Source organism: Streptomyces sp. NPDC058335 (genome assembly GCF_042723915.1).
Classification (GTDB): Bacteria; Actinomycetota; Actinomycetes; order Streptomycetales; family Streptomycetaceae; genus Streptomyces.
Window position 1 is genome coordinate 1 of the sequence record NZ_JBHXHX010000047.1, and the last position, 2,493, is coordinate 2,493.

A 2,493-nucleotide genomic window follows, 5' to 3' on the forward strand; every position below is an offset into this window, starting at 1 on the left:
GTCAATTTAGTTTAAAAGTGACGTCAAAAGAGCATGCATTAACTCCGCATTTACCATAACAGTGCTTTCCGGCACCGCCTCAGGGCGGGTTCGGCGCGAAAGCGGCGTCAGCCCGGTAAAACCGGCAGTAAACTCCCCACTAAATCGCGCATTCCGCGTCAGATAAATTTCACCCGACTGCATAGCCATGCAACCGGGTGAATGGCACCGGCTTTCGGCGGGGATCTGCGCCGCCCCCCCCGTTTTATCCGGTTTGTTACAGCGACGGACCGTCATACGTCCGCTGGCGCTGCGATCGTTCCAGCTCCAGCGCTTTCTGGTGCTGCGCCGCCCGCTGCTGCTCCCGGTGCGCCTCGATTCCGTTCAGCCTTGCGACAACCGGCGCAGCTGATCGCTCAAACTCTGCACCTGCCTGCTCAAGACCGTGACGCGCTCGCTCAGCGCCGCGTTCTCCCGTTGCATAAGACCAGACATCGTCCGCCATTCCGCGAAGGCGTTCTCCCACTCGTCCAGCCTTTTCGAGTAGTCCTGCTGTAGCTGCTCTAATGCGCTCAGCAACTGTTTTTCCAGCTCCGTCATGTGCTATTTCCCCGCCAGTATCATCCAGCTCGAATCCTCTCCGAACCGTCCCGCTTCCGGGTTCACCCTCACGCAGCGGCGTCTCTGATCGCCGCAGGTCGAGAGCTGCACGCCGCTGTTCCGATCGGACAGCATAGCCTGCGTGCTCTTCTGCTCCCGGATGGTCGTGTAATTGTCGAGTATCTGCTGACTCTGCCACCACAGAATGGCCGCGCTCGAAGCGATCAGCAGCGCGGACACCAGGACGATGGTCAGCCACGTCTGGCTGACCATGCGCAGCATCCCTTTCGTGCGCTGGCTCATGGCTGAGGACAGCTTCCGGTCGTGCTCGAGGATGGCGGCGCTGATTCTCTTCTCGCTTTCGCTCAGTTCCGCTCTGACAGACTTCTCGTGCTCGCTGAATGCGGCTTTCAGCATCTCGCCGGTACTCTGCTGCTGCGCTTTCGATTTCTGCTCTAAGTCCTTCGCCAGCGTTAAAAGACTGTTCATAGATGGCTCCCTTCAGTCGGATGTTTCGCCCCCCGTCCGGGTCGGCAATGCTGATGCTGCTTTTTGTAGTGCGCACCACCTCAAAACCAGCGCTTTCCAGCGCCTCAGTGACGTCCTGACGGGTTTTCAGCTCCCCGGACGAGGCTAAGGCCAGTAAACCCCGCGTAATCGCCTGGGCGGCTTCCTGCTTCGTTTCCGGCAGCGCGGACGGCGTGACCAGCGCCCGCCGGTTTTCCGGCGCGTTTGGATCGTGCAGCCCCAGCCTGCCGTTCACAATGGTCTGCCAGGCATCGATGCGCGGTCGGTCGGCGCGGTCGTAATACGGCTGGAGACGCCTGCCGGTCAGCAGCTCCGTGTTCGGGATCAGGAAGTTCAGCTCCAGCCTCCCTTTGTCCCGGTGCTCAACCCACAGCACGCTGTACTGGTCTTTATCGAGTCCGGGCATCAGAACCCGCTCGAAGCTCGCCATCAGCTTTTCACGCTGGCCGGGCGGTAAGTCCTGTTCGGCAAAAGACAGGACGCCGGATGTGTATTTTTTGGCGTAGGGCGAGGCGTCGATAAGCTCCCGGACTTCCTCCGGCTTCCCCTGCAGAACGCTGGCACCTTCGCGCTGGCGGTCTTTGCCCAGCAGGTAATCCACAGGCCCGGCGCCACCGCCGCGCCCCCGGGGGTGAAACTTAACGATCATCGTCTGCCCCCTTTTCCAGCACGGCGTGCCGCAGCCGCTCGAGTCCGGCATCGATGGCCATCAGCGCGGCGACAACCTGCACGCGGTCGTGCCCGCTGCCGCCACCGCCGTTAACCTGCCGGGCAATCTGGTTAAGGTTGTTCCCCATGCCGGCAAGCTGACGAAGCAGCGCCGGCGAGAGCGAGGGAAGTTTGCCGGTTCGGGCGGGCTTCTCGTCCAGGCACGTCTGCCGCATCCAGGCCGCGAGCTGTTTACCGTCGCAGCGCTCCAGCAGACGGCGGTGCTCATCTTCGGTCACCCACATGGTGAGCATTTTGCTGCGTTTGTCTGCCAATCCGGCCTCCTGATAACGCCGGGACGGGCGGGAAATCTTTTCCCGTTCGGCGCGGTGTTGGACAAGCCGCAGGCGCGTCAGTGGTTTTAGCGGGTTTCGGGGCGCAGCCCTGAACCAGTCACGTAGCGCTAGCGGAGTGTATACTGGCTTAATATGTTAGTTCGGAGTGGTGACTCAGGGAAGTGCTTCATGTGGCAGGGGAAAAAATGCGGCTGCGGGGCGTAAGTGCGAAATGCAGGTGTCGATGAAATGACGCCTCCTCGCTCACTCGGTCGCTACGCTCCTGCCGTGAGACTGCGGCGGGCGTTACATGCTCACGAATGACGAAATAAAGAGATGGCGCTCAAGTAAAGAAAAGCCGGGGAAAGGATGCGGCGTTGCCGTTTTTCCATAGGCTCCGCCC

General features: G+C 61.0%; 3 protein-coding genes and 1 pseudogene. All 4 read right to left on the reverse strand.

Translation table 11 applies throughout. From position 1 onward, the window contains the following. Positions 1-363: 363 nt before the first annotated feature. The 4 genes and pseudogenes from ACFWJX_RS40600 to ACFWJX_RS40615 all read right to left on the reverse strand — a co-directional run bounded on the left by ACFWJX_RS40600 (position 364) and on the right by ACFWJX_RS40615 (position 2,069). Entirely contained in the window at positions 364-579 is a 216-nt protein-coding gene (locus tag ACFWJX_RS40600; RefSeq protein WP_079967714.1) for an MbeD family mobilization/exclusion protein, read from the reverse strand. A 3-nt stretch (positions 580-582) separates the two neighbouring features. Then, entirely contained in the window at positions 583-1,068 is a 486-nt protein-coding gene (locus ACFWJX_RS40605; protein ID WP_137502582.1) for an MbeB family mobilization protein, read from the reverse strand. A gap of 322 nt (positions 1,069-1,390) precedes the next feature. Continuing rightward, positions 1,391-1,807, reverse strand: a pseudogene (locus ACFWJX_RS40610) (relaxase/mobilization nuclease domain-containing protein); the annotation flags it as partial. Beyond that, positions 1,746-2,069 carry a MobC family plasmid mobilization relaxosome protein gene (locus tag ACFWJX_RS40615; protein WP_170989424.1) on the reverse strand — a complete coding sequence of 108 codons (324 nt, stop codon included), beginning with the start codon at positions 2,067-2,069 and terminating at the stop codon, positions 1,746-1,748. The pseudogene ACFWJX_RS40610 and the gene ACFWJX_RS40615, both read right to left, overlap by 62 nt. Positions 2,070-2,493: the final 424 nt, after the last annotated feature.